This is a genomic window from Acinetobacter endophylla, from assembly GCF_053543775.1.
On sequence record NZ_JBLVOM010000291.1, the window covers coordinates 1 to 2017 of the forward strand.

Annotated in this window: 2 protein-coding genes and 1 pseudogene; 1 reads left to right on the forward strand and 2 read right to left on the reverse strand. The window is 42.2% G+C overall.

Features of this window, described 5'->3' with window-relative positions; translation table 11 throughout:
• Positions 1-31 precede the first annotated feature (31 nt).
• Positions 32-898, reverse strand: a complete 867-nt coding sequence (locus tag ACNPNW_RS16320; protein ID WP_448767191.1) for a BrxR family helix-turn-helix transcriptional regulator — start codon at positions 896-898, stop codon at positions 32-34.
• A 208-nt stretch (positions 899-1106) separates the two neighbouring features.
• Between ACNPNW_RS16320 and ACNPNW_RS16325 the strand changes: the two genes are divergently transcribed.
• Positions 1107-1436, forward strand: a complete 330-nt coding sequence (locus ACNPNW_RS16325) for a DUF4236 domain-containing protein (RefSeq protein WP_000506885.1) — start codon at positions 1107-1109, stop codon at positions 1434-1436.
• Between the two features lie 271 nt (positions 1437-1707).
• Here the strand turns inward: ACNPNW_RS16325 and ACNPNW_RS16330 are convergent.
• Positions 1708-2017 (reverse strand): annotated as a pseudogene (locus ACNPNW_RS16330) (ATPase); the annotation flags it as partial.

Genomic DNA, 2017 nt, shown 5'->3' on the forward strand with positions numbered 1-2017 from the left:
ATAATGAAATTGTTCTAACATGGCCAATCTCCTATGAGGCCTGATCAAACAGGTAAGACGACAGCTTTTCGATATCTGAGCGTTGTAGTACCAAGGGATATTTCAAGGCATCATCCGCCTCAGCCAGCGTGATCGCGGCCTGATATCGCTGCAAAGTATAGTGAGCCAGGGCTTTTTTCACCGGAATCTGTAATCTGCCATCAGGCATGCCGAAGTCTTTTTCGACCAGCGCTTGTTGTGATGAGTTCAATTTTGGATTAGGGATCAGCGTCAGTACAATTTCCTCATGCCATTGCTGATCCTGAGCAGGGTCTACTGACTCAATCGCCACCACAACAGGTGTGCGATCAATTCTGGAGAGTAAAAAGTCCTTAAACTGCTTGCTCTGATGGCAATAGGCACGGACATGCCAGCGAAAACCGGTATACACCAGGGTGTGTGGGGAAATGATGCGCTCATGCCACTGCGGATTCTGCATCGAGGCATAAATCATTTTTAAAGTACTTTGGTTGCGGCAGGCACGCAACACTTCCCGAATCACTTCAGGACGTACACTGCGATCAGGTAATTGAACTGCTGCAAGATTCGGTTCTGGTGTCGCAATCAGGGTATGCGATTCACTAACCAAACCTGACAGCACATTGAGATATTCATTGATATGCGCTGTAGTCAGTACAGGCTGGAAGCTGGCCTTAGGCACATAGCCTTTTACGGAGGGGTCATGAATCAAGGCATCGGGGTTATACAGCGTATTGTAACGCTTGATATCCGCAGAAGCCTGCTGTCGACTGAGCCCAAACCAGCTCATCAAACGATTGGTAACCAAACGACCTTCCCAGTATGCAAGCAGCTCGATCGCTCGCATTCGTAGCAGGACTTCATGCTTATCTGTCGTCATATACCAATCAGTCAATAAATAGCAGCTTTAAGATTACCCTACAGCAAATATACAGTAAACATTTTTGACGGTATTTAAAGGTAGTATTGCAATCATCAGATAAAAAATATACTAGTATCCTGATGATAGCCGTCAAAGTACGATCTCTAGCAGATCATGGATCCTGGTATAGCGCGTGAATTGAGCTAAGTTTTAGAATGAGAGCAATATGGGTTTTAGATTTCGTAAAAGTATTAAATTATTCCCGGGTTTTAAAATTAATCTGACCCATAAAGGCATCAGCAGTGCCAGCATTGGCAAACCTGGTGCTTCTCTAAATATTGGTAAAAAAGGTACGCGAACCAGTGTCGGTATTCCAGGTACGGGACTATCTTACTCTAAACACCAGCCTTACTCTAAAAAAACCCGTGTTCCACAACCGACATCGCTAGAACACACGGAATATAATCCTCAGAATTTAGAACAACCGAAGACAAAGATCTGGCCTTGGATTATTTTTGGAATATTGTGTTTTATGGTGGGTGCCGTCATTTTTTAGCAAGAACAGCACTGTATTTTGATCAAAAAAAATGCCCAGATGGATGAATGGGCAAACTAAGGAATTAATATCCTTCAGAAACTCCAGCGCAATTCTCGCTACTTTCAGTAAGCGACTCTGGCTCAATCATGATAGTCTGACTCAATCGAGTCGAGGTAAATCGATCCATCACAATTGGAGCAGAAATTATGCTTGAATACATTCTTGAATGATGCTGAAAAGTCTTTGAGTTTTAATTAATAAATAAGAGTATCCATGTCTACCCTCAACTTTACTTATTTTCAGATAGCAACCAATCGAGAGCACTCATTTTTACAATACCATTATAATTCGCTTCAGTCCCTATCGTGTCTAAGGTAAGCAAATACTTGGGATACGAATCAGAAATTTTCTGTAATGGACGTAACTCTCGGCTGAGTGTCTCCTCATTGAGCGTTTCTAATGCCACCTGATAATAAGTTAAATTCTGTAAAGTATCGACAGCAACAAAATCAATTTCATATTCATCAACCCGCCCTACATAGACCGTATAACCTCGTCTGACAAGCTCAAGATAAATCACATTTTCTAAGATATGACCT